6 protein-coding genes are annotated in these 2,503 nt (G+C 47.5%); 4 read left to right on the top strand and 2 right to left on the bottom strand.

The genetic code is table 11. The annotated features are described in order from the left end of the window. Both FZ041_RS14260 and FZ041_RS14265 read right to left on the bottom strand, forming a co-directional pair. The coding region (locus FZ041_RS14260) for a hypothetical protein (RefSeq protein ID WP_149190053.1) at positions 1-187 on the bottom strand (187 nt) is incomplete at its 3' end. A gap of 2 nt (positions 188-189) precedes the next feature. Beyond that, positions 190-597: a helix-turn-helix domain-containing protein gene (locus tag FZ041_RS14265; protein WP_149190054.1), complete on the bottom strand. Its 408-nt coding sequence runs from the start codon at positions 595-597 to the stop codon at positions 190-192. Positions 598-772: 175 nt separating this feature from the next. Between FZ041_RS14265 and FZ041_RS14270 the strand changes: the two genes are divergently transcribed. The 4 genes from FZ041_RS14270 to FZ041_RS14280 all read left to right on the top strand — a co-directional run bounded on the left by FZ041_RS14270 (position 773) and on the right by FZ041_RS14280 (position 2,396). Continuing rightward, positions 773-1,159, top strand: a complete 387-nt coding sequence (locus FZ041_RS14270) for a phage holin family protein (protein WP_255449457.1) — start codon at positions 773-775, stop codon at positions 1,157-1,159. Next, complete coding sequence (locus tag FZ041_RS14500; RefSeq protein WP_187626399.1) at positions 1,156-1,320, top strand: hypothetical protein; 165 nt, start codon at positions 1,156-1,158, stop codon at positions 1,318-1,320. Before FZ041_RS14270 ends, FZ041_RS14500 begins: the two co-directional genes overlap by 4 nt. A 5-nt stretch (positions 1,321-1,325) precedes the next feature. Next, positions 1,326-2,042, top strand: coding sequence for a peptidoglycan recognition protein family protein (locus tag FZ041_RS14275; protein WP_369407327.1), 717 nt, complete (start codon positions 1,326-1,328; stop codon positions 2,040-2,042). A 75-nt stretch (positions 2,043-2,117) separates the two neighbouring features. Beyond that, on the top strand, positions 2,118-2,396 hold the full coding sequence (locus FZ041_RS14280) for a hypothetical protein (protein WP_149190056.1): 279 nt from the start codon (positions 2,118-2,120) through the stop codon (positions 2,394-2,396). Positions 2,397-2,503: the final 107 nt, after the last annotated feature.

Genomic DNA, 2,503 nt, shown 5'->3' on the forward strand with positions numbered 1-2,503 from the left:
TCTTAATTTGAAAAGGAGAGGGGAACCAGTCTTCTATTTCTGCATACTTTTGATAAGTCATTGCCTGAAAATTTTGTTCAAGGTCGATAAGCATATTCAGCAGTTGTTTGACCTTCACGGGGAATTGTGCTGGCAGCCACTCCAAATGAATGTGAGCGACGATAGATAATATTTCTTTATTTGTCATAATCAAAAATCATCCGGATCATCTACGTGTTCGTGAACTTGTTCGGCTTTCTTTTTCTTGAATATAGCTGTGTTCAGTAATTCTTCCACATCGCTGTGAGGAAGCTCGTCAATAAGACGATGTAATTCAACATATGCTTTAGGCTTTACTGTTGTGACAGCCGTCTCTCCCGCCGCCTTGCCCTCGCCGCATCCGTCTCCGTTCTGGAAGCCGCCCGGCTCGTCGGTGCGGCCTAGGAGGTAGTCTGTAGTTACATTGAAAAAATTGGCGATTCTTCCTAATGTTTCGTTATCTGGTTCTCGTCTTCCTTGTTCATACATTCCGATACTGCTGGCTGATACTTGCAGAGCTTTACTTAACTCTGCTTGTGTGAGCCCTTTTTGTATACGCAATTCTCTTAAATGGTACATATTAGCACCGCCTTTCAAATACATATTACCACACAATAAGTGTGTATTTTATAAAACTACACAAAAGGTGTTGATACTACACACAATGTGTGATAGTATAACCTTAGACTTAATCACACAGATTGTGTAGGAGGTGAGTTTATGAATTGTTTAAATTGTAGGGATAGCGGGCGGGTTGTTTACCTTTATGTTTGGCGCATGGAACAGCGCACTTGAGACCCTGCTCACGCTGATCGCACTCGACTACATCAGCGGAATGCTGGCGGCCTACATCAACCCGAATCTTGCTTTGGACAGCAGGCGGGGATATAAGGGAATCGCCCGCAAGGTATTTATCCTTTTGATTGTGGCCGTATTGATTGTGGCCGTAGCGCACGGAATCAGCGTGTCGCTGAATTCCAATGAAATATACGCCATGGCTATTTATTTCTACATTGCCAATGAGGGGCTCAGCATCACGGAAAATGCCGCCAAAGCTGGCGTGCCGATACCGACCAGGATTGTCGAGTCGCTTGAACAACTGACCCAGCAAAAGAAAGCGCGGGAGAAACCGGAGGAATGATGAATGCATTAGCTTGGCAAGAATTATATGAAGCATTTACTGCCTTTGCATATATAGCACGGCGGCAAGGATTTTATGTTGGGGCGCTGGATGAGATGGAGCACAGCCTTTTTGATATGTGCCCATTCCCCTGCAGTTTCCGACCAAACAAGAAAGGATGATTGATATGTTGGATATTGTGGAAACCGGGCTCGAATTTACGAGCCTTTCTGAGCGCAGCTATACGGACATGATTGTGATTCATCACACGGGCTCGCCAGACATGGATGCCGGCGCAGAGCAGATTCACGGCTGGCATCTCGGCAACGGTTGGGCTGGTATCGGCTACCATTACGTGATCCGCAAGGACGGTACCATCGAACGTGGGAGGCCCGAATGGGCTATAGACTCCCACGCATACGGGGAGAATAGCCATACGATTGGCATCCACCTGTCCGGCGATTTCTCTGCAGTCGAGCCAACTACAGAGCAGATTGACCGCTGCGGAGCGCTGGTAGCCGATATTTGCGAACGGTACGGCATCCCGTTTGATCGTGCGCACATTGTCGGTCACGGCGAACTCATGGCCACGGATTGCCCAGGCGACAACCTGCAGGCACTGCTTGATGATGGTACGATTGTAGGTAAAGCAATCTTTTACTACAACCAGTCGCACGGTATCGAAGATATGTCTGAGGCGCCGCAGGAGCAGGACGGTAGCAAGCAGGCGGGCCGCGGCGCTGAGCGTTTCAATACGGTCAATGCTGTTCCTGATTGGGCGAAACCGACGGTCGAAAAAATGATTGGCAAAGGGTTGCTGCAGGGCAACGGAGAAAGTCTCGATCTATCGCTCGATATGCTGAGAGCGTTCGTTATCAACGATCGAGCAGGTCTGTATTCGTAATCTGACTCAATAACGTTTCGTTACTGAGTCAGATATAAGTCAAATTAAGTGAGAACACACTGAGGAGGAATTGACATGCGTAAATGGGTTGAAATTCGTGATCTTGCAGTAGAAGCTTTGGGGCTGGAAGAAGTCGGACAGGCTCTCAAGGGTAATCTCAACAACTGGCTGGCCGACGAAGGTCTGAATGTCATTTCGGATGCAGCCGATAAATTCGTCGAACAATGCAAGAAAGATGCAACGGCAGAAACGGGCTGGTGCAAAGTCCGCGACGCATTCATTTTGCCGCTGGCGATTCAGGGCGGTCTTACAGTACTGAGAGTCGTTATCCAGAAAGCCGCAGCAGAGAAATAAATTTGTCTGCATTTTGTCTGCAAAAATAAGGATTTGTCTGCAAAATGCCTGCAAACACTTGATATGTATTTAGATATGCTTAGCCAACAAAAAGCCGTCAGCCTTTA

This window comes from Pseudoselenomonas caprae (assembly GCF_008271345.1).
GTDB lineage: Bacteria > Bacillota > Negativicutes > Selenomonadales > Selenomonadaceae > Selenomonas_A > Selenomonas_A caprae.